At 58.8% G+C, this 23,014-nt stretch carries 29 protein-coding genes; 26 read left to right on the top strand and 3 right to left on the bottom strand.

Features of this window, described 5'->3' with window-relative positions; translation table 11 throughout:
• Window positions 1-14: 14 nt before the first annotated feature.
• Together ACESNI_RS12145 and ACESNI_RS12140 are read right to left on the bottom strand one after the other, a co-directional pair.
• The gene (locus tag ACESNI_RS12145) at window positions 15-740 is read right to left on the bottom strand and encodes an alanyl-tRNA editing protein (RefSeq protein ID WP_373087072.1); all 726 of its coding nucleotides are present in this window, start codon (window positions 738-740) and stop codon (window positions 15-17) included.
• A 22-nt stretch (window positions 741-762) separates the two neighbouring features.
• On the bottom strand, window positions 763-1,764 hold the full coding sequence (locus ACESNI_RS12140; RefSeq protein WP_373087070.1) for a cysteine synthase A: 1,002 nt from the start codon (window positions 1,762-1,764) through the stop codon (window positions 763-765).
• A gap of 628 nt (window positions 1,765-2,392) precedes the next feature.
• Here ACESNI_RS12140 and ACESNI_RS12135 point away from each other — a divergent pair.
• The 23 genes from ACESNI_RS12135 (at window position 2,393) to ACESNI_RS12025 (ending at window position 19,661) form a co-directional block, all read left to right on the top strand.
• The gene (locus ACESNI_RS12135) at window positions 2,393-2,737 is read left to right on the top strand and encodes a hypothetical protein (RefSeq protein ID WP_373087068.1); all 345 of its coding nucleotides are present in this window, start codon (window positions 2,393-2,395) and stop codon (window positions 2,735-2,737) included.
• Between the two features lie 278 nt (window positions 2,738-3,015).
• The gene (locus ACESNI_RS12130) at window positions 3,016-3,426 is read left to right on the top strand and encodes a hypothetical protein (RefSeq protein ID WP_373087066.1); all 411 of its coding nucleotides are present in this window, start codon (window positions 3,016-3,018) and stop codon (window positions 3,424-3,426) included.
• Window positions 3,413-4,759, top strand: a complete 1,347-nt coding sequence (gene terL, locus ACESNI_RS12125; protein ID WP_373087064.1) for a phage terminase large subunit — start codon at window positions 3,413-3,415, stop codon at window positions 4,757-4,759. The genes ACESNI_RS12130 and terL overlap by 14 nt, the downstream gene beginning before the upstream one ends.
• Window positions 4,756-6,078, top strand: coding sequence for a DUF4055 domain-containing protein (locus ACESNI_RS12120; RefSeq protein WP_373087062.1), 1,323 nt, complete (start codon window positions 4,756-4,758; stop codon window positions 6,076-6,078). Before terL ends, ACESNI_RS12120 begins: the two co-directional genes overlap by 4 nt.
• 67 nt (window positions 6,079-6,145) lie before the next feature.
• Entirely contained in the window at window positions 6,146-6,850 is a 705-nt protein-coding gene (locus ACESNI_RS12115; RefSeq protein WP_373087059.1) for a hypothetical protein, read from the top strand.
• 93 nt (window positions 6,851-6,943) lie between these two features.
• The gene (locus ACESNI_RS12110) at window positions 6,944-8,074 is read left to right on the top strand and encodes a P22 phage major capsid protein family protein (RefSeq protein WP_373087057.1); all 1,131 of its coding nucleotides are present in this window, start codon (window positions 6,944-6,946) and stop codon (window positions 8,072-8,074) included.
• Window positions 8,037-8,627: a DnaT-like ssDNA-binding protein gene (locus tag ACESNI_RS12105; RefSeq protein WP_373087055.1), complete on the top strand. Its 591-nt coding sequence runs from the start codon at window positions 8,037-8,039 to the stop codon at window positions 8,625-8,627. Before ACESNI_RS12110 ends, ACESNI_RS12105 begins: the two co-directional genes overlap by 38 nt.
• Before the next feature lie 3 nt (window positions 8,628-8,630).
• Window positions 8,631-8,990 (top strand): hypothetical protein, encoded by a 360-nt coding sequence (locus tag ACESNI_RS12100; RefSeq protein ID WP_373087053.1) that lies wholly within the window; start codon window positions 8,631-8,633, stop codon window positions 8,988-8,990.
• The gene (locus tag ACESNI_RS12095; protein ID WP_373087051.1) at window positions 8,987-9,376 is read left to right on the top strand and encodes a phage tail terminator-like protein; all 390 of its coding nucleotides are present in this window, start codon (window positions 8,987-8,989) and stop codon (window positions 9,374-9,376) included. The genes ACESNI_RS12100 and ACESNI_RS12095 overlap by 4 nt, the downstream gene beginning before the upstream one ends.
• Window positions 9,377-9,386: 10 nt before the next feature.
• Entirely contained in the window at window positions 9,387-10,295 is a 909-nt protein-coding gene (locus tag ACESNI_RS12090) for a phage tail tube protein (protein ID WP_373087049.1), read from the top strand.
• 10 nt (window positions 10,296-10,305) lie between these two features.
• On the top strand, window positions 10,306-10,698 hold the full coding sequence (locus ACESNI_RS12085) for a hypothetical protein (protein ID WP_373087046.1): 393 nt from the start codon (window positions 10,306-10,308) through the stop codon (window positions 10,696-10,698).
• Window positions 10,699-10,712: 14 nt separating this feature from the next.
• Window positions 10,713-11,039 (top strand): hypothetical protein, encoded by a 327-nt coding sequence (locus ACESNI_RS12080; RefSeq protein ID WP_373087043.1) that lies wholly within the window; start codon window positions 10,713-10,715, stop codon window positions 11,037-11,039.
• Window positions 11,040-11,053: 14 nt separating this feature from the next.
• Complete coding sequence (locus ACESNI_RS12075) at window positions 11,054-11,806, top strand: hypothetical protein (protein WP_373087040.1); 753 nt, start codon at window positions 11,054-11,056, stop codon at window positions 11,804-11,806.
• 4 nt (window positions 11,807-11,810) lie between these two features.
• The gene (locus ACESNI_RS12070; protein ID WP_373087038.1) at window positions 11,811-12,419 is read left to right on the top strand and encodes a DUF2460 domain-containing protein; all 609 of its coding nucleotides are present in this window, start codon (window positions 11,811-11,813) and stop codon (window positions 12,417-12,419) included.
• On the top strand, window positions 12,416-13,261 hold the full coding sequence (locus tag ACESNI_RS12065) for a DUF2163 domain-containing protein (RefSeq protein WP_373087036.1): 846 nt from the start codon (window positions 12,416-12,418) through the stop codon (window positions 13,259-13,261). The genes ACESNI_RS12070 and ACESNI_RS12065 overlap by 4 nt, the downstream gene beginning before the upstream one ends.
• Window positions 13,254-13,670, top strand: coding sequence for an NlpC/P60 family protein (locus tag ACESNI_RS12060; RefSeq protein ID WP_373087034.1), 417 nt, complete (start codon window positions 13,254-13,256; stop codon window positions 13,668-13,670). The genes ACESNI_RS12065 and ACESNI_RS12060 overlap by 8 nt, the downstream gene beginning before the upstream one ends.
• On the top strand, window positions 13,670-17,011 hold the full coding sequence (locus ACESNI_RS12055; protein ID WP_373087032.1) for a phage tail protein: 3,342 nt from the start codon (window positions 13,670-13,672) through the stop codon (window positions 17,009-17,011). The genes ACESNI_RS12060 and ACESNI_RS12055 overlap by 1 nt, the downstream gene beginning before the upstream one ends.
• 1 nt (window position 17,012) lies before the next feature.
• A complete protein-coding gene (locus ACESNI_RS12050; RefSeq protein WP_373087030.1) occupies window positions 17,013-17,831 on the top strand; it encodes a hypothetical protein in 819 nt (272 codons plus the stop codon).
• A gap of 24 nt (window positions 17,832-17,855) precedes the next feature.
• Window positions 17,856-18,212: a hypothetical protein gene (locus ACESNI_RS12045; protein ID WP_373087029.1), complete on the top strand. Its 357-nt coding sequence runs from the start codon at window positions 17,856-17,858 to the stop codon at window positions 18,210-18,212.
• A 1-nt stretch (window position 18,213) separates the two neighbouring features.
• Window positions 18,214-18,432 (top strand): hypothetical protein, encoded by a 219-nt coding sequence (locus ACESNI_RS12040; RefSeq protein WP_373087027.1) that lies wholly within the window; start codon window positions 18,214-18,216, stop codon window positions 18,430-18,432.
• A gap of 17 nt (window positions 18,433-18,449) precedes the next feature.
• Window positions 18,450-18,653, top strand: coding sequence for a hypothetical protein (locus tag ACESNI_RS12035; RefSeq protein ID WP_373087024.1), 204 nt, complete (start codon window positions 18,450-18,452; stop codon window positions 18,651-18,653).
• Entirely contained in the window at window positions 18,650-19,327 is a 678-nt protein-coding gene (locus ACESNI_RS12030; RefSeq protein ID WP_373087022.1) for a hypothetical protein, read from the top strand. The genes ACESNI_RS12035 and ACESNI_RS12030 overlap by 4 nt, the downstream gene beginning before the upstream one ends.
• A 4-nt stretch (window positions 19,328-19,331) precedes the next feature.
• The gene (locus ACESNI_RS12025; RefSeq protein WP_373087020.1) at window positions 19,332-19,661 is read left to right on the top strand and encodes a hypothetical protein; all 330 of its coding nucleotides are present in this window, start codon (window positions 19,332-19,334) and stop codon (window positions 19,659-19,661) included.
• An 18-nt stretch (window positions 19,662-19,679) separates the two neighbouring features.
• Here ACESNI_RS12025 and ACESNI_RS12020 read toward each other — a convergent pair whose 3' ends face one another.
• The gene (locus tag ACESNI_RS12020) at window positions 19,680-20,288 is read right to left on the bottom strand and encodes a LysE family translocator (RefSeq protein ID WP_373087018.1); all 609 of its coding nucleotides are present in this window, start codon (window positions 20,286-20,288) and stop codon (window positions 19,680-19,682) included.
• A gap of 293 nt (window positions 20,289-20,581) precedes the next feature.
• Between ACESNI_RS12020 and ACESNI_RS12015 the strand changes: the two genes are divergently transcribed.
• From ACESNI_RS12015 to ACESNI_RS12005, 3 genes are all read left to right on the top strand, one after another.
• Window positions 20,582-20,983, top strand: a complete 402-nt coding sequence (locus ACESNI_RS12015) for a hypothetical protein (RefSeq protein ID WP_373087016.1) — start codon at window positions 20,582-20,584, stop codon at window positions 20,981-20,983.
• Between the two features lie 249 nt (window positions 20,984-21,232).
• Window positions 21,233-21,907 carry a VPLPA-CTERM sorting domain-containing protein gene (locus ACESNI_RS12010; protein ID WP_373087014.1) on the top strand — a complete coding sequence of 225 codons (675 nt, stop codon included), beginning with the start codon at window positions 21,233-21,235 and terminating at the stop codon, window positions 21,905-21,907.
• A gap of 264 nt (window positions 21,908-22,171) precedes the next feature.
• Window positions 22,172-22,975 carry a hypothetical protein gene (locus tag ACESNI_RS12005; RefSeq protein WP_373087013.1) on the top strand — a complete coding sequence of 268 codons (804 nt, stop codon included), beginning with the start codon at window positions 22,172-22,174 and terminating at the stop codon, window positions 22,973-22,975.
• Window positions 22,976-23,014: the final 39 nt, after the last annotated feature.

Raw genomic sequence — 23,014 nt, 5'->3', positions numbered from 1 at the left:
TCTTGGAACCGGGTCTAATGAATATCTTCGTCGAATATTAGCGACACGCGGCGGTTTTGCCGACCCTTCTTTTCAATTTTTCTGACCCGGACCGCGCCAATCTCCGACGTATTACGGACATGAGTGCCGCCGCAGGGCTGCAAATCCACGCCTGCGACCTTGATCAGGCGGATCTGGCCGCTACCGCGCGGCGGCTGCACCGACATGGTTTTCACCAATTCGGGCTGGGCATCGAGTTCCGCATCACTGATCCAGTCGCTGGTAACGTCATGATCGCCAGCAATGAGCCGGTTCAGCTCGGCGGTAATTTCCTCCTTGTCGAGCACGGCTTCGGGAAGATCAAAATCAAGGCGGCCCTTGCCATCGGAAACTTGTCCGCCGGTGACCGGGTAGGGGAGGACCGCTGACAAGAGATGCAGGCAGCTATGCATACGCATATAGCGATGACGGGTTTCCCAGTTGATTTCCGCGGTGACACGTGTGCCGACCTCCGGCAGGGTTGATCCCTCCGCGGGGACATGGACAATTTCGCCGGGGGCCTCTCCCTTGATCGCCGTCGTAATGGGAATACCGGTGCCATCCTCCAGGATCAGCTGCCCGTGATCACCCGGCTGGCCGCCGCCGGTCGGGTAGAAAACGGTCTGGTCGAGCGTGATGCCGCCGCGGTCATTGACCGCGGTGACAACCGCCGCCGTCTGAGTCTGGTAGGCGTCGTCTCGAAACAGGGGCAGGCTGGTCATGGTAGTCTCCGGTGGGGTTATATTATGTCAGCCAGGGCGCAACCGGCAGGTTCTTTTCCCGAAGCATATCAACGTCCATCAGTTTGCTAAAGTATTTTTGCGCTGTATCGCACAAAACCGTGACAATTGTATGGCCCGGCCCCATTTCCCTTGCCATATGGATGGCACCGGCAACATTGATCCCGGTTGACAGACCAAGCTGCAGGCCCTCATGGATATTGAGGTCATAGAGCGTGTTGAGCGCTTCGACGTCATCAATCTGGTAGGGGAAATCAACGGTCAGGCCTTCGAGATTGGTGGTGATTCGTCCCTGGCCGATGCCTTCGGAAATCGAGCTGCCCTCGGATTTAAGCTCGCCGTTCTTATAGAAATTGTAAAGTGCCGCTCCCATGGGATCGGCGAGCCCGATCTTGACCCCCGGGTTCTTGGCCCGGAGCGCCGTCGCCACCCCGGCAAGCGTACCGCCGCTGCCGACCGCACAGATAAAGCCGTCGATCTTGCCGTCAGTCTGGTCCCAGATCTCTGGCCCTGTCGTGTCGATATGGCCCTGGCGGTTGGCGACATTGTCAAACTGGTTCGCCCAGATCACGCCGCCATCATGGGTTTTGGCAAGTTCCTCCGCCAACCGTCCGGAATATTTAATATAATTATCCGGGTCCCGGTAGGGCTTGGCGGGAACAAGCCGTAAATCGACGCCGCAATAGCGCAGCAGGGATTTCTTCTCGTCCGTCTGGGTCTCGGGCATGACGATGACAGTTTTATAGCCCTTGGCGTTGGCGACCAGCGCAAGGCCAATGCCGGTATTCCCCGCCGTGCCCTCAACGATCAGGCCGCCCTTCGTGAGCAAGCCCTTCTCCTCCGCGTCCTTTATGATGGCGAGGGCGGCGCGGTCCTTGACCGATCCGCCGGGATTGAGAAACTCCGCCTTGCCGTATATATCGCAGCCGGTAGCCTCGGAGGCGGCGGTGAGACGGATGAGGGGGGTGTTGCCGATGCTGTCGACGAAGTCTTTGCGAATTTTCATGATGCCATTCTGTAGTTAAGGATGTTTCCCAATCTCTTACTGTTAATCTGTCAATTTACAGGAGTGCCGTCAAGGGCGGGAGGCAATTTTTCGGCATCGCAGAGGGTCGAAAGGAACGAAATGAGGCCGGAAAATTTTACAAGACCAAAGATTTCGCCTTCCAACACATAATTCAAATATTTGACAAATTTATATAAATAGTATAAACTATTAATTTACATAATGTCTTTATAATTTCAATTTGCTCAATTTTTTGGATTAAATAAAAGGCATCTTCGCGCTGGTGTTGTCCGCGACTTTCCCAAAATAATTTTTTTCCTCTTCAGGGAAAAGGGTTCCTTTTCATTATCGTGGGATTAAACCATAGATTTTCCCGGCTATTCATTTAACCGCATGGGACAGACAGAAAGCTTCCCATGTCCGAGAAACCATTACTTAGAATGTATTTGTTGCAAAGATGAGAGGTACTATGAAAGTCCAAAATCTCAAACGTGAAACGTCACTTCCCGCTGCCGGCCGTTTGCCGACATCTTCACCAACACCAGGTTCCGCAAATAGAGATACACGTGATGATCTGCCAGAAAAATGCCGATCGCGACGCCGAAAGTGCGGTTCGCGGCTTTTTTCCATGCTCAGCGATGAGCAAATTCGGGCGGCGGAAAAGATATCGCGGGGTTTTCAGCTTCGTACCGCCGGTCTTTCCGCCCGCACGCAGTCCTTCAACTGGCAGCCGAAATCGGCCTTTGTGGAATCGGGCCGGGACTATGCCCTGATGCAGCAGTTCATGTCTTGGGCGGTGGCGGTGCAGGAGGCCGGACTATCCGTCGCGGTTATTCTGGATATTCTCGTTTTCGGGAAAAGTTGCCGGACGGTGGACAAGGAAAGGAACCGGCGACATGGATTTGCCCGCGCGTACCTGTTGGAAAGCCTGCAGATTTATGAAAACCTGTTCACAAAAAACCCTGTTAGATAGAAAATGATTGACATTGGGGGAACATTAGTTTAACATATTTGTCATAGTCGAGAAATGGGTCTGGGGGAATTAAAAATTCCCGCGGGCCTTTTTTATGTCGTATCCGGACCGTCGGATAATAAAAATATAATATTTATCATATAGTTATGTACTAATTCTTATGAATTTGTATTTCCCCTATTATTGCCGATTACCATATCCAGAAAGTTTCGGCCCAAACCAAGCAAATAAATTTTACAAATGAAGACACTAAATAGAAGAATTGAAGGATTCTCTTGATGACAACTATAGAGTTCATTAAAACCGCCTTACACAATAAGGTTTTGCGACGGAACACGGCGATCCCGTTGCTTGAGGAGATCAAGCGGGCGGGCCGGATCCCTGATATCGTCGCCTTGCTCGGATCGGTGTTCCTGAAAAAGGAGGAGGAGACCGTCCGCCGGTTTGTTGCCGATGTCTTCGCCGGGGAAATTCTAGAAATTGCCGACGGCGCCAATGATAATGAGCCCACCGCCGCCGCGGACAAGGAAAACATCGCCCGCTCCAAGCTGCGTATCGATACCCGCAAATGGCTGATGGAGCATTTCGCCCCGGCGCAATACGGGGCCACGCCGACGGCGGCCAATGATGGCGGTAAACGCTCGTTGTTTGCACCGCGTTTGTACCTGCCCGAAAATGGCCGAAATTAAACCGCAGCCGGGCCCGCAGGAAATGTTCCTCGCCAGCCCGGCGGATATCGCCATCTATGGCGGCGCGGCCGGGGGCGGCAAAAGCTTTGCGCTGCTGATGGAACCGCTCCGGCATATGGCCGATGACAGCTTTAACGCCTTGATTTTCCGGCGGACGGCGAAACAGGTGCGCAATGAGGGTGGTCTCTGGGACAGCGCCTCGGCGCTTTATGGGACTCTCGGCGCCAAGGGCCGGGAAGGGGAGTTGTCATGGAAGTTCCCGGGTGGCGCCTCCATCAGTTTTGGTCATCTCGAGCATGAGAAAAACAAGTTTGACTGGCAGGGATCGCAATTCACCTATCTCGGGTTTGACGAGCTGACGCATTTCTCGGAAACCCAGTTCTTCTATCTGCTGAGCCGCAACCGCTCCGTCGGCAAGGCACGGCCCTATGTGCGGGCGACCTGCAATCCGGATGCGGACAGCTGGGTTGCCGATTTTATCCGCTGGTGGATCGACCCCGAAAGCGGCTATGCGATCCCGGCGCGCTCCGGCGTTGTCCGCTGGTTCGTCCGCGATGAGGATACGCTGGTCTGGGGCGATGACCGGGCGGCGCTGGAAGCGGCCTATCCCGGACAGATCGCAAAATCCGTGACTTTCGTTGCCGCCAGCATCGAGGATAACCGGATCCTGATGGACCGGGATCCGGGTTACCGCGCTAATCTGGCGGCCCTTTCCACCGTTGATCGCGAGCGGTTGCTAAAGGGCAACTGGAAAATCCGGCCAAGCGGCGGGCAGTATTTCCGGCGCAGCTGGTTCCCGGTGGTTGCCGCTGCCCCGGCTGAGGCCCGCCGCGTGCGTGGCTGGGACCTGGCCGCGAGTCATGCACAAACGGGCGCCATCGTCGATTGGACCGCCGGGGTGCGGCTCGCCTGTGATCGGCAGGGCCTGTTCTATGTCGAGCAGGTTGAGCGGTTCCAGGGCTCCCCCAACCAGGTCGAGCAGGCAATCCGTAATCTCGCCCTGAGCGACGGCGGGCAGGTGAGTATCGCCCTGCCGCAGGATCCGGGACAGGCGGGGAAAGCCCAAACACAGGCGCTGGTGCGTTTGCTCGCGGGCTTCCGGGTCCGCAGCCAGCCGGTGACGGGCAGCAAGATTGTCCGGGCAATGCCGTTTTCGGCGCAGGCCGAGGCGGGCAATGTCCGGCTGGTTTCCGGCCCGTGGAATGCGGCGTTTCTCGCGGAGCTTGAGAATTTTCCGGCGGGCCGCCATGACGATCAGGTCGACGCGGTCTGCGAGGCCTTCAACGCGCTTACGCAAATCAGTCAGAAATCACAACAGGATATGTATTCATGAATGATCCTTCCAAATCGTCGCATCTTTATGATGCCATGGCCGCGAAATGGGCGCTGCCACAGGCGCTGATGGGGGGCACGCTCGCGCTCCGGGCGGCCGGAACCCGCTTCCTGCCGCGTCATCCGGCGGAAAACAGCCTGATCTATGCCGAGCGGGCCAGTCGGTCAACGCTGCGCAATTATTTCCGCCGCACTGTGCAGAAACTGACCGGCCGGGTCTTTGCCGAGCCGCTGATCCTGTCCGATGACATCCCGGACGAGCTGGTCGCCATTCTGCGCAATATCGATCTTGTCGGGCGCGGGCTGAATGTCTTTGCCCGCGACTGGTTTCAGGATGCACTGATCAATGGCCTCTCCCATGTGCTGGTCGATTTCCCCGTGGCGGCAGGCGGTGCGTCCCTCGCCGAGGAGCGTGATAATGGCGCACGGCCCTATGCGGTGCATGTCAAGGCCGACCAGTTGATTGCCGCGCAATGGGACAGCCGTGGGGGTGATAAAATCCTGAAGCAGGTCCGCATCCACGAGAAAACCCTCCGCTATCAAGGCTTCGAAGAGATCGAGCAGGAACAGATCCGGGTGCTGACGCCGGACCACTGGCAGCTTTACCAGCAGGATAAACGCGGAACCTGGGTTGAGGTCGACGCCGGTGACAACAGCCTTGGCCGCATCCCGCTGGTCACGCTCTATACGGAACGCAAGGGATTTTTGCAGGCCGATCCGCCGCTTGAGGATCTCGCCTTTCTCAATCTCGAGCATTACCAGATCCGCTCCGACCAGCGCAACGCGCTCAATGTCGCGTCCTTCCCGATCCTGGCGGCCTCCGGCTATAACCCCGAGATTGACGGCCCGATCGAGGTTGGCCCCAACAAGGTGCTGACGACGACTGAGAGCGAGGGAAAATATTACTATGTCGAAAGCTCCGGCGCGGCGCTGGAGGCGGGCGCGCGCGAGTTGGAGGCGCTCGAAAATGCCATGCACCTGTTCGGACTGCAGTTCGAGACGGCGAAAGCAATGGAGACAGCAACCGGGCGCGCCCTCGATGCCGCTGATGCGATCTCGCCGCTCGCCAGTATGGCCATGAACCTGGAGGATAGCCTGAACGCGATGCTGGCCCTGCTAGCGGGCTGGATGGATATTCGGCACAGCGGCACCATTGGTGTAAGCGCAGGCTTTGGTGGTCGCAATTCTGGCGCCGCCGATCTTGATTTTTTGATGGAGGCGAGAAAGCTCGGCGATGTCAGTCGTGAGGACTTGCTGCGCGAGGCGAAATCCCGGGGCCTACTCAGCGACAGCCTAAAGGTCAATGCTGCCCCGGATTGAGATACCGAGCCCCTGAAATTAACCGAAACACAGCCCCATTTTTGGGGCTTTTTTATTGAGGTTTTCCATGTTTGACTTTCCTGAAACCGTTGCCGACCTGACCGCTGTTCCCGACATCTACCACGGCCTCTATCAACCGGTCGAAGTGGGTTTCGCACTCGATCCGGCGCTGGCCGAAAAACTCGATGTGTCGGGCCTCGTCTCGGCGCTTGAAAAGGAGCGCGGCGCCAATCGGACGCTGGAGAAGGAACTGGACGGCTGGCGCCAGCTCGGGCCGACACCGGAGGAAGCCTGGCAGCAGAAATCCGACGCCCTGAACGCCGAGCTCTCCGAGTTGTTCGAGGCGGTTCTGACTGAAAAGGACGCCGAGATCACGCGGCTGAAAGCCAGCAATACCGAGTTCCTGATTACCAGCCGCGCGACCGAAGCCCTACTGGCAGCGGGGGCGCTGCCCGAATTACTGATGCCGCATATTCGCGCGGCGATCATGGTTGTCGAGGAGGCGGGAGAGCCCGCTCTCAGGGTTGCCGGGCCCGATGGCACTTTGCGCGAGAAAAGCGACGGCGTGCCGATGACGGTCGCCGATCTGGTCAGCGAGATGCGCGCCTCCGCCGTCTTTGCCCGCGCCTTCGATCCAACTGGAAATCGCGGTAGCGGCATGGACCCGGCCGGAGTGCCGGTACGGCTTTCGGCCATCAATGGCCATAACCAATGGGCGGTCAACGCCCGTATCGAGGATATCGCAACCGGGAAGGTCGCGGTCTCACTCTAGGGCGGCAACGCCTCAAGTCCGCGGGACGCGGCAAGATCCGGGACGGGTCTCACCACTCATCATCCGATAATCCTTATTTATGGAGACAATTACATGGCTAATGATATCTCGGCGGCGATGCCGAAAATACTGGCACGCGGCCTGATGGCCCTGCGTGAACAAACCGTGATGCCCCGTCTGGTCAATGGCGATTTCAGCGCCGATGCCGCCCAGAAGGGCGATACCATCGACGTCATTCTCCCCTCCGACCTGACGGCGGAAGACGTGACGCCGGGCACCACCCCGCCAACGGCGACCAGCACGACCCTTAAAAAGGTGCAGATTGAGCTGAACAACTGGAAGAAAGCCGATTTTTATCTCACCGACAAGGAGATGATGGAAGTTGACGGGCGCGAGAATTTCCTCCCCGTGCAGGCAAGTGCCGCCGTTCGTGCCCTCGCCAATGCGGTGAACCAGTCGATTCATGCCAAATATACCGGCATTTACGGCCTTGTTGGTGCGCCCGGCACAACCCCGTTCGGCAGCGATGCGACGGCGGCGACGGCGGCCCGCAAACTCCTGCTGGAGCAGAAGGCACCGAAGGAAAACCGCTATGGCGTCCTCAATTTTGACGCTGAGGCCAATGCCCTTGACCTTGCCGCCTTCGCCGATGCCGACCGCTCGGGAAGCTCGTCCGCCAAGATCGAGGGCGAGATCGGCCGCAAATACGGTATCGACTGGTTCAGCGATGATCATGTCGCCACCCATGTGCGCGGCGCGGCCGGCACCTCGCTGGTGAAGGGGGCTGCGCAAACGGGGGCAATCCTGATCGCCGATGGTTTCACCACCAAGCCGTCCGTTGGCGATATTTTCACCATCAATGGCGATGTCCAGCAATATACGGTGCTGGCGGCCAGCGATTTGTCGGGCACGGAATCGACCCTGACTATCGCTCCGGCGATTGTCTCGGCCGCGGCGGATAACGCGGCGATCACCTTTGTCGATGACCATGTGGTCAACCTCGTATTCAATCGCGATGCCTTCGCCTTCGCCAACCGCCCTCTGGCCCAGAGCAGCCAGGAGATGGGGCTCGGCAGCCAGATCATGTCGATGACCGATCCGGTCACCGGCCTGTCGCTCCGTCTTGAAGTGGCGCGTCAGTACAAGCAGGTGGTCTGGGAGTTTGATATTCTCTGGGGGATTGCCCTTGTCCGCCCGGAACTGGCCGTCCGCCTCGCGGGCTAGCCGGAGAGGGAGCGGCTCCTCGTGGGCCGCTCCCGCCCTCTCCAAGTCGACCCCCTCAAATCCAACTGCGGGATATAATCCGATGACCATAATTACCGAAAACGGGAGCGGCGTTTCGGGCGCGACGTCCTATGTCTCGCTCAGCGAGGCGGACAGCCATTTCGCCGCCCTTGCCAATGACGACTGGATCAATGCCGTTGATGGCCAGCGGGAAGAGGCGCTGATCCGCGCGGCGCTGCATATCGACAGCTATCTCTATCCGGGCACGGTCTTGAAACAGGCGCAGGGCCTGAAATGGCCGCGCAGCGGTGTTTATGATCGCGACGGGCGCGCCATCACCGGCCTGCCGCATGCGCTGCGCACGGCGGCGCTGGAGCTTGCCGACCGGTTCCTGCGCGATGGCGCCGGGCTCGATGAACGCCAGCCGGTGCGCCAGAAAGTCGGCCCGATCGAGGTCACATTCGAGGAGGGTCGGACCCGGACCAGTTTCGTCTTTCGCCTGCTGCGCCAGATCGGCGCCGAAACCATCGCTCCGCGTCTGGTCAGGGGGTAGCCCATGAAAAATGAAACCATCCGCCGTATGGTGCGCGACCTGTTCGACCAGATCGGCGAGGTCGCGGTTGCTGCCATCCTCCGCCGGAAAACGCAAAACGTCTATGTGCCCGGCAGTGTGCTGGACGAGACGGAAAGCGACGTATCTGTGCGTCTTGTTCGTACGGAAAAAAGTCTCGCCGGGCCCGGGAATGCGGACGGCAGCCCGATTGACGCCTCACTCCATTACGCCCTGATCGAATGCGAGAGCGCAGTACCGAAGACCGATGACGACCTGTTGATCGGTGACGAGAGCTTCACCCTGCTGCAGGTCATCGCCGCCGATACCGGCGCGGGCATTCTTTATGAGGTGAGTTACCAATGAGTTATCGCAAAGTTCAGGCGGCGCTGGATGCGCGGCTTCAGGCCTACCAGAGCGACGATGTCGCCTTTCCGGCCAGCCCCTATTATCCAGCCCACGGTAAGGCCTATCTCGAGGTGAAATTCCTGCCCGCTCCGGCGAAGGGGGTATTGCTCGGCGAGGGCGCCGTCGAGCAGCATTCGGGGCAGTACCGGATCACTGTCCATGATCCCGACATGGCCTCGGCGCAAGGGCGGATTGATGCCCTCCGCGATCATTTCAACAAGGGCCGGGTTCTCACCTTCGAGAGCCTCGATATTCATCTCGACGGCGGGGCCGTCGCCGCCAACGAGGGCGACCTCAAACAGGTCGCTATCCCGCTTTCCATTGCCTGGCGCAGCTATTTTTAAGGAGAAACCCATGACCTTTGCCACCGGAGCCCGCCACGGGCTCAGCTATATCGCCGAGGAAAGTTTCGGCGTGACCCCGGCCTCGCCGGACATGACGCAGCTTCGCCATACGGCCTGTAGTCTCGGGCTCACAAAAACCACGCTCGAAAGCGATGAAATCCGCAGTGACCGGCAGATTTCCGATATTCTGCATGGCCAAAAAACCGTTTCCGGCGATATCAGTTTCGAGCTGTCCTATGGTGCCTTTGACGATATGTTCGCCGGGCTGATGCAGTCGGACTGGTCGTCGGATGTGCTGAAGGCGGGATCGAGCCAGCCGAGCTTCACGTTCGAGCGAAGCTTTGGCGATATCAGCCAGTATCAGGCCCTCAGCGGTTGCGTCATTGACTCGCTCCGGCTGTCGGTCAAACCGGACCGCATGGTGACCGGCAAATTCTCGATCCTCGGCAAGGCCTCCTCTTTCGCCGCCTCCGCCCTCGATGCGAGCCCGACGGCGGCGGTTGCCAACGACCCCATGGACAGTTTTTCCGGCAGCCTGACCGAGGGCGGATCGGCCATTGCGATTGTCGCCGGACTGGAGCTTGTCGTCGACAATGGCCTTGAGCAGGCGTTTGTCCTCGGCGACGCGGAAGCGGCGACGATCCTCGCGGGCCGGTCGCGGGTCAGCGGCGAGATCATCACCTATTTCGAGGATGCGGCGCTTCTCAATAAATTCGTCAATCGCACCGCGAGCAGTCTTGGCATCACTTTCAGTGGGGCGGGCGGGACGATTACCCTGTCGCTCCCCAGTATCGTTTATACCGGCGCCGAAAATCCAGTGGCGGGCGCCACCGGCCCGATAACCCTCTCCCTGCCGTTCACCGCAATCTATGACCCGGATGAGCAAACCAACCTCAAGATCACCCGGACAGCAGCGTAAAGGAAATAACATGCCTAAGAATGTATTTGATGTAGCAGCGTTCGATTTGAAGGCCCGGTCCGAGGCGGGGGCACCGCTCTCCCTACGCCATCCCAAGACCGGCGAGGCCTTGCCCGCGGTGATCTGGCTTCAGGGGGAGGACGCGGAAAACTACCGCAAAACCCTGCGCGCCCAGATCGACCGGCAGATCAGCGAGCGCAAACTCGACCTCACGGCGGCGGAGCTGGAGGACCGGTTGATCGAACGGCTCGCCGCCATCACCCAGCGGTTCGAGAATATCGTGCTCGATGGGGTTCAGTATGATGACACGCCCGCGAATATCCGGACGCTCTATCGTGAGCAGCTCTGGATCCGCGAGCAGGTCGTCGCCTTCGTGGAGGACCGCGCCAATTTTTTGCCCTAGCCGCCGACCGCCTGATGCGCTTTGCCCGTCATCAGCTGTGGCTGGCGGCGGATATCGGCGGCGGGGTCAGGCGCGCCGCCGTCCATAATCAGGTGGCACGGACGGCGGGAAAGAAACAGCCTGAGGCTGCCGCCGCGCCTGACCTTCCGGGCTGTCTCGCGCATGTCTGGGAGTGGTTCTGCACGCTTGTGCCGGGGCAGGCGGGAGGCGGAATACTCGGCCCGGCGGCGCTCGCGGCGGATATCGAGGCTAGCTTCGGGCTGCGGCCAACCGCAAGTGAGATGCGGTGTCTGCTGGCGCTTTTTGCGCTCTGGCGGCGGCAGAACACCAACAGGATTTAAAAGGAACAACGGTCATGGTGACACAATCGGATCTCTCCCGTCTCGGATTTTCCGCCGGGGCGAGCGGGCTCGATGGGACGCTTAAAAGCCTCGATCAGCTCAGCGACAAAAGCCGCAAGGCGGAGAAGGAGGCGCGCCTGCTGGCCCGTCAGGTCAGCGGCCTGAAGGACGGTCTCGGAAAATCATCAGCCGGCGGCTTTGTCGACCAGCTCGGGACCGGTCTCGCTTCGGCCCGGAGTGAGCTTGACAGCTTTGCGGCCGCGGGCGGCAAACTCGCACGGGGTCTTGGCAGCGCCTTTGAAAATGCGTTTGAAAAACTGCTGATCTCTGGCAAGGATTTCAAGTCCGTCCTGAAAGGACTGGAGGCCGATCTCATTCAACTTGGGACCCGCACATTGACCTCGAAAGCAAGTCAGTCCCTGGGCGGGACCGGAGGCCTGCTGTTCGAGCTTGGCTCGGCGTTATTCTCGGGCGGGAGCGGGGGTAGCAGCGCCATTCCGGGCTTTGCTGGTGGCGGCCAGTTTACCGTTGGCGGCAAGGCGGGGGTGGATCAGAACCTTATACCGCTCCGTCTCAGCCGCGGCGAGCGGGTGACTGTGGAAACCCCGGCCCAGCAACGGAACGGGGCGACGGCGGCTGCGGCGCCGGTGATCAATCTCGCGTTCAATATCTCGACCCCCGACGCGGCCAGCTTCCGCCTCAGCCAGTCACAGATACAGGGCGACGCGCTGCGTCAGGCCCAACGTCTGTTAAAAAGAAACGGATAACCTCATGAGCTTTCACGAACTGCGCTTTCCGACCCGCGTTTCCTATGGCGCCATTGGCGGCCCACGGTTTTCAACAACCGTGCAGATCCTCAATTCCGGCTTTGAGCAGCGCAATATCAACTGGGCCGAGGCGCGGCGCGAATATACGGTCGATATCAGCCCGAGCCGGGGCGAGGAATGGGCCGCCGTGCTCAGTTTCTTTCATGCCCGGCGCGGCCGCGCCTATGGCTTCCGGCTCAAGGATTTCTCTGATTTCATCATGGCCGAACAGGTTATCGGCAGCGGCGACGGGACGGCAACCGACTTCCAGATTTTCAAACGCTACATCGACGATGACGCTCTCGCGCCCGCCTATGACCGGCCCCTTAAAAAAATCGTCGCGGACAGTGTCTCGGTGATGCTGGATGACGCGCCGCAGACGGATGGCTGGACGGTGGATATAGCAACCGGGATCATTAGTTTCGACGTGGCCCCGACGGAGGATGTCGAGATCGCCGTCGCCTGCGAGTTCGATGTTCCGGTCCGTTTCGATACCGACCTGATGCAGGCGGCGATTCCCGGCCCGGACATTCATCACTGGCAAAGCATCAAACTGGTGGAGGTCCGCCTATGAAACCCATAAGCACCAACATGAACAGCCATATCGCCGGGGAGGTGACGACGCTCGCGACCTGCTGGGCGCTCACCCGCCAGGACGGCGTACAGATGTTCTTCACCGATTTCGACCGCGACCTGTCGATTGCCGGTGATACCTATCTGGCGGCCAGTGGATACTCGCGCACAGCAATCGCGAACAACAGCAACTTCACCGTCGATAACCTTGATATCATTGGCAATCTGCAAAGTGAGGTTATCCGCGAGGAGGACCTGTTCTCCGGTCTTTATGACTTCTCCGAGGTGACGATTTTCATGGTCAACTGGCAGGATCTGTCCATGGGCAGCATCCCGCTCCGCAAAGGCTGGCTCGGCGAAATCTCGGCCCGCGACGGCGCCTTCACGGCGGAACTGCGCGGCCTCGCGCAGGCGCTCCTGTATGAAATCGGCGCGGTCTATTCGCCGCTTTGCAGTGCCGATCTTGGCGATGTCAAATGCACCGTCGACACCAATGCGCTCACGGTCAGCGACACCGTCGCCACCGTGACCTCCCGCAGCGCCTTCACGCTCACCGACTATGACGGGGTGGATGGCGTGCTGGCGGGCGGGGTGTTGAGTTTCACGAGCGGCCTCAACGCGGGCCGCCACGGGGAGATCAAATCGTGGGAGCAGGCGGGCAAAAATCTTAGTCTTTACCTCGATATGCCGTTTGATATTGCCATCGCAGATGAAGTGTCTTTCTTTCCCGGCTGCGACAAGCGCTTCGCGACCTGCCGTGATATATTCGCCAATCATCTCAATTTTCGCGGCCACCCCCATATCCCCGGGACCGATGCGCTGCTGGAGAGCGGCAATGACTGACAGAGAAGAAATCGTCGCGGCAGCGCGCAGCTGGATCGGCGTGCGCTGGCAGCATCAGGGACGTAGCCGTGCGGGCGGGATTGATTGTATCGGCTTACTCGTCGTCGTCGCCCACTCGCTCGGCATTGCAATCACTGACAGCGCGGGTTACCGGCGACGTCAGGACGGCCGGCAATTGCTGTTCCAACTTGAATGTCAACTTGATAAAAAATTTGTAACAGATTGGAAAGAGGGAGATATCGCCGTGTTCGAGGAAAGCGCTTTTCCCATCCATGTTGGCTTTCTGGCAGGACAGGTCGGGGCGGGTACGGTCATCCATGCCCACGCCCGCCGTCGCCAGGTGATCGAGGAACCACTGGCCCAATACGGCCAGCCGTTTGCTGTCTTCTCCCTGCGGGAGGTAAAATAATGGCAACCTTGGCATTGGGAGTGGTCGGTGCCGGTATTGGCGCTGTCACCGGTGTGGGGGCCGGAGCCGGTTGGCTGGTCGGCACGACGCTGGGTCGGGTTTTGTTTCCCGAGGACAGCGGCAGTGCGTCCGGACCGCGCCTTACCGACCTCAAGATCACCGGCGCGAGCTATGGCGCGTCGATCCCGAAAGTCTATGGCACCTTGCGTCTCGCCGGGAATATCATCTGGACCTCGGGCCTGCGTACCGAGACCGTGACCAGCGGCGGTGGCGGCGGCAAGGGCGGCGCGGGCAGCAGTTCGTCCACGACCGGCTACCGCTATTCCAGCAGTTTCGCCATGGCCCTCTGTGAGGGCGAGATGGCAGCGATCTTAAAAATCTGGGCCGATGGCGAGGTGATCTATGATGCCGGGGCCGCGGGCGAGGTGATCGCCGCCGATCTGCGTTTTCGCTTTTATAGCGGCAGCGAGGACCAGCTTCCCGATAGTATTATTGAGGCCACCGAGGGCGCGGACAATGTGCCCGCCTATCGCGGCCTTTGCTATCTTGTCTTTGATGACCTGCCGCTCGGGCCTTTCGGTAACCGCATCCCGAATATCGAGGTTCTGGTGACAACGGAAGGGCTTGGCGCCCATCCGCTCACCGCCAGTGATATCGCGGCGGTGTCGGCCAGTTCTCTTGCCTACGACCCGATCCGCGGCCTTGCCTTTTCCTATGAGGTGAGCGGCGGCGTCGATCTGGTGCGAAAGATTGATGCGGTGACGCTGGATGAGCTGGCCAATGCCGATATCGGCTCGGACTTTCCGCGCCTGCTCGATGGCGCACGCGGGTTCTGCCGCGACCGCAAGGGCCGGTTCTGGATCGGGACCGGCGCGGCACTGCTTGCCGGGCGGCAGATCCACCGCCTTGACGGCGATGCGCTTGCCCTCACGGACAGCGCCGATTTACCGGCGGGCGTCGGCGCGGTGACTTTCTCCACCGATATCGTCTCGCCGCTGACCGGCGCGCAGTTTCAGGTATTCGGCTCGCAGCAGAGCTACCAGGTCGTTGTCGTCGATGACAATCTCGAGGTTATCGAGGTGATCGATACCGCCTCGCGCGTCTGTACCGGCGCGGTCACTGACGCGGCGGAGGTCGCCTGGGTCGCCATGTCCGGCTGGGCAACCGGCCCGCAGGTCTCTGACCTTGAGATCGTCGCGCTGTCGATCTTTGGCGTGCAGGGCGTGGGCGGCACGGAGTATCAGGCGACAAGCGAGATCCATACCATCGCTGCCGCCGATCTCACCCCGCTGGGCGGCACGGGGAGCGAGACCAACACCATCACAGATCTGGTGGCCTATCTGCCGTCCTCGAACGAACTGGTGTTCCAGAACGATTACCGCCTGTTCAAATGGTCGATGACAAGCGCCCTGATCACAGTCAGTCGCGATGTCGCGGACTTAAGCGGGACTTTGTCACTGGTCGATACCAACAATGGCTCAGAACTGGTCTTTGTCAGCGCCGGGCGCTATGCGGTCTATTTGAGCGCGGAAACGCTGGAGGAGCGGGAGCGGGTCGATCTCTACCAGTTCGAGGGTGTGTCAACATCTGTGCGCGGTATTTATGACGCCGCGACCGACAGCCTGCTTGCGTTTAACGCGGATTTTGGCGTGAAACGGCTGTTTCTGCGTCGCCAGTCGGGACAAAGCGCCGATCTCGCCGCCATTGTTGCCGACCTCTGTAGCCGTGCGGGGTTGTCGCCGTCGGATTTCGATGTCGAGGCGCTCGACGCGGAGATTCCGGGCTATGTCATCAACCGGTCGATGTCGGTTGCCGATGCCCTGACGCCGCTCAGTCATTACGGCTTTTTCGATTGCCGGGAAAGCGGCTACAAGCTGGGTTTCATTCCGCGTAATCAATCTGCCTCCGGCATTACAATTGCCGATGCGGACATGCTGGCGCCGCCGGAGTTCCGCCGCTTGCAGGAAAGCGAGCTGCCGGAGCGGATTTCGCTATCCTATCTTGCCGCTGATGCCGGGTATCAGGTCGGCACGCAGTCGGAAAAACGGGCGTTCAAGCCGGTCTCGACTATGTTCGGCCGCAACCAACTCGCCCGCGAATTGCCGATGGCGCTGACCGCCGATCAGGCACGGCAGGCAGCGGCGAAAACGCTGTACGCGGCTTGGGCCGAACGGCAGACCCTCGGGGTGTCCTTGCCGATCAAGTTCCTGGGCCTCGATCCCGCCGATGTGGTCTCCGTCACTGTTGGGTCTGGCGTCACTCCGGCGCGGCTGATGCAGTCGCATTTCGGCGCCGACATGACGCTGGAGGCGGAGGCTGTCACGCTCGCGCCGCTGGCCTATTCCTCTGGCCTCGTAGGCGATGCCGGGGCGGGCTATGATCAGGTACTGATCCGGCGCGGAACCTACGCCGAGCTGTTCCTGCTCGATCTGCCGCTGCTGCGTGACCGCGATGCGACGGCGGGCAGCGGCAGCCGGTTCTATTTTGCCATGGATGGCTATCAGTCCGGCTGGTCCGGCGGGGCGCTTTATTCCGCATTCGACGGCGAGAGTTATGAGTTGGAAGGGAAGGTTGCCTCTGAGGTGGTCTGGGGCGTCGCCCTTAGCCCCCTCGCAGGAACGTCATCGCCGTGGCAGACCGACAATGCCAGCACCGTCGATATCCGCTTTATCAATGGCGCGGACGCGCTTGAAAGCATAACCCCTGCGGCGCTGCTGAATGGCGGCAATGCCCTGCTGCTCGGTAATGAGATCATGAATTTCGCCGATGTCACTGTCAATGCGGACGGCAGCTACCGGCTCTCGACTCTGCTGCGCGGACGGCGCGGCACGGAGGGTGCGATCGGTACCCACAAAGCCGGCGAGCGGGCGTTACTGCTCCGGACTGCGGATATCGGCGGCGGCTTTTCACCCCTCAGCGATATCGACCGGCCGCGTTATTGGAAGGCGGTTGGTGGTGGACGGCTGATCGAGGAGGTTCCGGCAGAGATCAAAACCCTCACCGGGGCGGACCTCAAGCCCTACGCGCCCGTCCAGATCACAGGCGAGCGAACCGAGGCGGGACTGACGCTTTCCTGGCAGCGGCGGACGCGGGTCGGCGGCGGCAGTTTAAGCGGTGTTGTCCCGCTCTCGGAGGCGAGCGAGCGCTATGAGCTGGTGTTTGCCTATGACGGCGGGAGCGTTTCGAAATTTGTCAGCGATGTTACCAGCTATCTTTATGGGCTCGACACTTTCAACGCGGATTTTGAGCTGTCCGAAATCGCCGTTCCGGAGCTGTCGCTGACCTTGTATCAACTCTCAGAAACCATTGGCCGGGGATTCCCGGCAACGGAGATTATTTAACATGCCAGAACTGGATTTACCGCAGATCGCCGAAAGTCAGGCGCTTGCCTATGTCACCTCCAACGATGCCGACGCAAAACTGGAGGCGGCGCTCTGTTCCGAGCTGTCGGGCCATGACCCGAGCGCGGGCGATGTCACCCTGAGTGCGGCGGAGTTTCGCGGCGCCTGGCATCATGTCATCGGCGGCAGCCCGGCGGCGGCATTTAATTTTATCATTCCGGCAATCGCGCGGCCCTTCATGGTCAGCAACGCGAGCGGCGAGACGGCAACGGTCAAGACAGCGACCGGGGTGGCCGGGCAGGTCCTCGATGGGGAGACACGGCTGTTCTACTCAGACGGCACGGATGTGCGATCCCTGACGGACACGCTTTCTGATGGGAGCGGCGGCGGTGGGCATTCCGGTGCGCTGGTGCTGCTCGCCTCCGACCAGAGCATCACCAACAATACGGCGACACCCCTCAACTGGGGAAGCGAGAGTTATGATACCGACGGCTATCACGATAATACCACCAACAACAGCCGCCTGACCGTTCCGACGGGGGTAACAAAAATAATCCTTCGCGGACAGATCCGCTGGGACAGCAGTATCGCCGGTGTGCGCCAGTTTTTGGTCAACAAGAATGGCTCAGGCAGCTTTGACGGCCGTTCCGTCGGCACACTGGAGGCCCAGTCGCCGCTGACATTACAGGATTTCGTCTCGCCCGTTCTGGCGGTTACGCCCGGCGACTATTTCGAGGTCAATGCCTGGCAGGATAGCGGCGGCACGCGGACAGTGGTTTCCAATGTGTCCTGCTGGTTCAGCATTCAGGCGATTGAATAACCCCCCAGGAAAGGAATTCCGGTTATGAAACAGTTCTTTAACCTGGCGGTCCTTGCGGCCGCTTTTTTAATGGTCCTGCCGCTGCAAAGTCAGGCGGCACTGGATCCGATCTGTCTGCCGCGGCGCGACCTCGATACCTATCTTGCCACTCGCTATGAGGAATTTCTGGTGGCGCAGGGGCTCAATTACAAAGGCGCGCTCACGGAGGTGTTTGCCACCTTGTCCGGCGATAGGTGGACCCTCACCGAGACCGACGCGTCGGGGCGGAGCTGTCTCAAGGCGGCGGGGGACTACTGGAACGAGTTGCCCGCGGTGGCGCCATTGGCCGCGGATCGCAAGGCACGGTACGGTTGGCCGGACGCTTCGAAACGGGAGAACTGAGATGGACAGGCTCGAACAGGACATCGGCGCCATGCGGGCGCGCATCGAAAATCTCCATCTTGATATGGTCGAGCTGCGCGATGACGTCAAATCCCTGACGTTGCAGGTCAGTATGGGCCGCGGGGCGCTCAAGGTTATCGGCATCACAGGAACCATCGTCGCGGCGTTAACCACTTTTGCCGCCTGGGCAAGCCAGAATTTCAAGCATTACAACATGTAAGTCACGAGGAGGAAACAGTGATCGACTTTTCAGCTGCGGGGGATCTCGAACGCACGATTATTCTCGCCGTCGAGGTGCTGGCCATGATGGTCACCCTGGCGACCCTCATTACCGCCCTTGTCCCGAGCCGGTGGGATAATGATCTCGCTGACCGGATTTTCAGCCTCCTGAACCTGATTGCCGGAAATGTCGGCCATATCAAGAATGCCGACGAGGAATGACACCGCTGGAGGCGGCGATCTGTGCGAAGATTGCCTATGACCCGGCGGGGGCGGAAGGGGCAGCGCGTCTGGGTTACAGTTATCAGCCGGTCCGGAGCCATGACCATTTCGCCTGGATTGGCCGGCGGGAGGGGCTTACCATCGTCGCTTTTCGCGGCACCAGCCTGTTCGGACGGGAGCGGAAAAGCTATCGCAGCAACCTGTCGACGGACTTGGTGCCCTGGGCCGGAGACGGGCTGGTGCATGAGGGCTATTACCAGGCGCTATGGCAGGTCCTGGGCACGATCCAGCGCGAGATCAAGGGCGAGCGGGATATCGTTCTCACCGGCCATTCCATGGGGGCTGCCATGGCGATCCTCGCCGCTATGCTGCTGGATGCCAGCCGGGTTTATGCCTTCGCCAGTCCGAGGATCGGCAACCGCCCCTTTGCCGCGCACTATTCGAAGGCTATCCGGGTGAGCCGCTATGTCAACCGCTGCGACTTTCTCGCGCGGTTGCCGTTCAGCGGCGACGTCCGCGGCAGCGATCCGCCGGTTATGGACCGCTATGTTCATATCGGACGCCAGATTCGGCTGCCCGCCTTCGGCCATTCCATGAGCGCCTATATTTCCGGCGTCAAACTACACCGTGCCGGGCGATACACCCTGAACGAAACCAGATCAAACGGGAGTTAAAAAGATGTTACAGGATCCAACAAGACAGCAGAGCGATTTAAATATTGACGATGAGGCATGGTTTACAGAAAGCGCCGAGGCGTCCTATCTGGTCTATTCCGGCGACGAGGAAGAGGCCAACGACAATTTTCCCGCCCATGAAGTCCTGCAGGGCTGCATCTGGCGCGATGCGGCGTCAACCCGGCCGCAGGGCGACGGGGCGGAGCGTGAGGAGGCGTTTGAGGCCCTGGCGGAGGATGAGAATCGCCGGACGCTCGATTTCACCGACGCCGCGCGCGGAACCCGCGGCTTTCTTGATGAAGAGACGGTGCTGTATGATATGCCGGATCCATGAGGGGGTCGGCAGGTGCCGTTATTTCCGGCCGTCAAGGGCCAGTCCGAGCCCGGCCGCGAAAAAGAAAAAAGCGGTGATTCGGTTTCTGGCGCGTTGAAACCGGATGAGAATCGGGCGCAGCGCCCCGGCGAAGACGGCCCACAGGATATCCCCGACCGTCAGAATGGAGAGGAAAACCAGCGCGGTCAGCGACAGCTGGGTGACATAATCCCCTTCCGGCAGGACAAACTGGGGCAACAGGGCGGCATTGAAGATCAACGTTTTCGGATTGAGCAGGGCAACAACGAAGCCGCGCCAGAACAGGGCGCCGACGGGAGCGGCAACAGCCCCGATGGCGCCAAGATCCTCAAGCGGGGCCCGCCAACTGCGATAACCGAGATAAAGCATATAAAGAACGCCGGCCCATTTCACCCAGGAGAGAACATCTGCGGCCATCTCCAGCAATGCCCCGATTCCAAGCACCACAAGGAAAAGCTGCAGTCCCACGCCCGCGGTCGTGCCGGCAACCGTATAGAGACCGTAGGCGGCGCCGTAGCGCACGGAATTGGCGATCGTCAGCGCGACATTGGGGCCCGGAATGGCAACAATACCGATAGAGACGAGTATGAGCGGGAACAGCTTTTCCATATTAATTATTCTATCATAATCCAGCCCGGTCGCAATCAGCTGTCATAAGAATGTCATTTTTATTGTCTAGCCTGTCGACATGGTTAAATGTAGTTCACATTTTTGTGAGGATTTAGTTGGTTTTGATTAACTATATTTGATATATCGCTGGATTTTTCCATAAATTATGGGTAATGTGGCTGCGTATTTAGTTGATCGCTCCTGTATAGCGCAATTTTTGGTGCGAAGAGCGTGTAGCTTACCCCAAGTTCACCTGATTTTTTATAATTTAATTTTGAGGAGGGAAGAAAGCCATGTCTGTCAACTCTCTGTGGATTAAACTTAAAGTACTTGGATTGGGTTTGGCTGTCGTAATCGGCGGAATGGCGCTTTTGGGTGGCGCACATCGTGCCGCGGCGGCGACGATGACGCAAGAATGTTCTGGCGATATGTCTTCGGCAAACCGTGCCGCCTGTCTGGAAGATCCCAGGAGCATGGCCTACACACCAGCTTATAACTTTATGTCATGGTTTCTGAATATTCCGCCAGAAGAGGCCCTGTTTGCGGAAGAAGTACCCAAGTCAGCCAAGAATCTGGAAAACCCGGATGATATCTCTACGGTTCCGTTGCCGCTTGCCTGGCCCCTGTTCGGGGCGGCCCTTGTCGGTATCGGCTATCTCGGTCGCCGGAAGAAGCGAAAAGCGATTCAGGAATAAGGGTGTAAAAATATCTTTTGGAAAGCGGTCTTCGGGCCGCTTTTTTTTATGCGTCAAAAAATTGTTACCCGGTTTTGTTTTCAAATGCTTATGCTGAATTCTTGCGCCCATAAAATATTAACCACATCTGAAATTACATTAGTATTTAGCTAAAATTTGATCTATATATTTCCACAGAAAATCACATAACCGGGTTTGGTTATGTTTCGGACCTAAATATTTTTAATTTAACTTTTGGAGTGACCTACGATGTCCATAGTTTCAGTTTCAATGAAACTTAAAGTGGTTGGTTTTGGTGTTGCCGCGGCACTTGGCGGCATAGCTCTTTTGGGAACAGCAGCCCCTGCGGCGGCGTCCTATGTTTGCTCGCTTGAAGCGCCCACAGTGGGAAATGGGACTTGCTGGAATGAACTGGATAGCAACAGTGATTCCTCAGGCGATTTCCGCAACGACGCTGGCTGGACCACCCGGTTCCAGACAAACGGCGGCGGGTCTGATGGTGACTGGAGCGACCTTACTTTCCTGACAACGGGATTAGTCGCCTCGCAGTTTTCAACGCAAAAGGCGTTTGGCGCGCAAGACCCCGACAAAATAGAAGCAACCTTGGAAGGATCTGACTGGTTTGGTCAGGACCTAACATTTGTTTCCAATGGAGATATCTCGGGGAAAGACTGGACATCGACGATTGGTGGAAATGTCGTTTATATCCACACCGGCGGGTTCAGCCTGGCGTTCTTGTTCGATGATATTCCGTCCGTCGACTTTTTTATCGACGGCGTTGGCAAGGGCCTGAGTAACTACCGGATCTATACGACCGAAATCTCAGCCGTTCCACTCCCGGCCGCTCTGCCACTCTTTGGTGCCGCGCTCATCGGGATCGGATATCTTGGACGTCGCAAGAAGAAAAAAGCTTTGGCTGTATAAGCCAGATGTATAAGGATGTGTAAGCATCCCCTGGAAAAGCGGTCTTCGGGCCGCTTTTTTTATGTCCGGTCAAAGCCGGTTCTGGTGTAATCATCCCGAAACGACAATCCTCGTATGCGGCACTTTTTGGCGAGTGTCAGGTAAAAAAGAAGTATCGTTTTCAGTAAAAGAAAGTATTCGCGGACCGAAGCTGGTTTTACTTGACGGAATATGTGTTAACTCTGATATTAAGTCGTTCTTTTTCTTGAAAAGGGAGACTTGAGAATGCGTCGCCAAAGGATTGTAGCGCTGGCACTCTGCGCGCTTGCTCCGCTGTTATTGACCGCCGCGCCGGCCCGAGCGGAGGGGGCGGAGTTTGATGTCGTCGGCCTCAAGCTCGGTATGACCCTCGCGGAGACCCGGGCTATCCTTCACGACGGCGGCTATGATGCCGACCCGAAAAGAGTGGCGGAACATCGCCTGCATTATAATTACAGCGACGGTGTGCATAATAATCTGCAGACAGATGACTTCGTTTTCTACATCGATGCGGGCAAGGACACGGGCGAAGGGGTCAAAAAACGCGAAGACAGCTTCTCGCTGTATTTTTCGCCGCCGCCAGAGGAACAGAGACTGGTTTCGATTAGCCGTTATTACGAAAACCAGCTGACACCGCCAACTTCGGATGAATATCACGCAGCACTGATCGAAAAATATGGCCCCCCCGACGAGGACACCAAGGTGAGGATGGTCTGGTATTTTCCGGCAGGCAAAGTTAATTGCGTCGTCGGCGGGTTCAGCCCGGGAAGTAAGAAGGATATCGTGTACAGCGTATTCCAGCCGGCGCCCGGGGGCGGGTTCGCGGACCAGATGAGAAACCCAAAGGCAAAAAGCCTGGATGACTGCGCAAGTTATCTGGTTTATTCCCTCAACGGCATCGGTCAGGCCCCCGCGTCCAATGTTACGGCAAGTATGGTGGATGTTCAAAACTGGGCGCGGTCGACCCTGGAATCCTATGACTGGGTGGACGAGTTGCAAAAAAAGGCAACGGAAGCCCGGCTTGGCAAAGGCAGCAAACCAAAACTTTAAGACCCGGGCGCGGCTGTCGCGAAAAGCACCGGCAGGACG

Source organism: Sneathiella sp., assembly GCF_041689005.1.
GTDB lineage: Bacteria > Pseudomonadota > Alphaproteobacteria > Sneathiellales > Sneathiellaceae > Sneathiella.
This window is presented reverse-complemented; position numbering and strand designations above follow the sequence as displayed.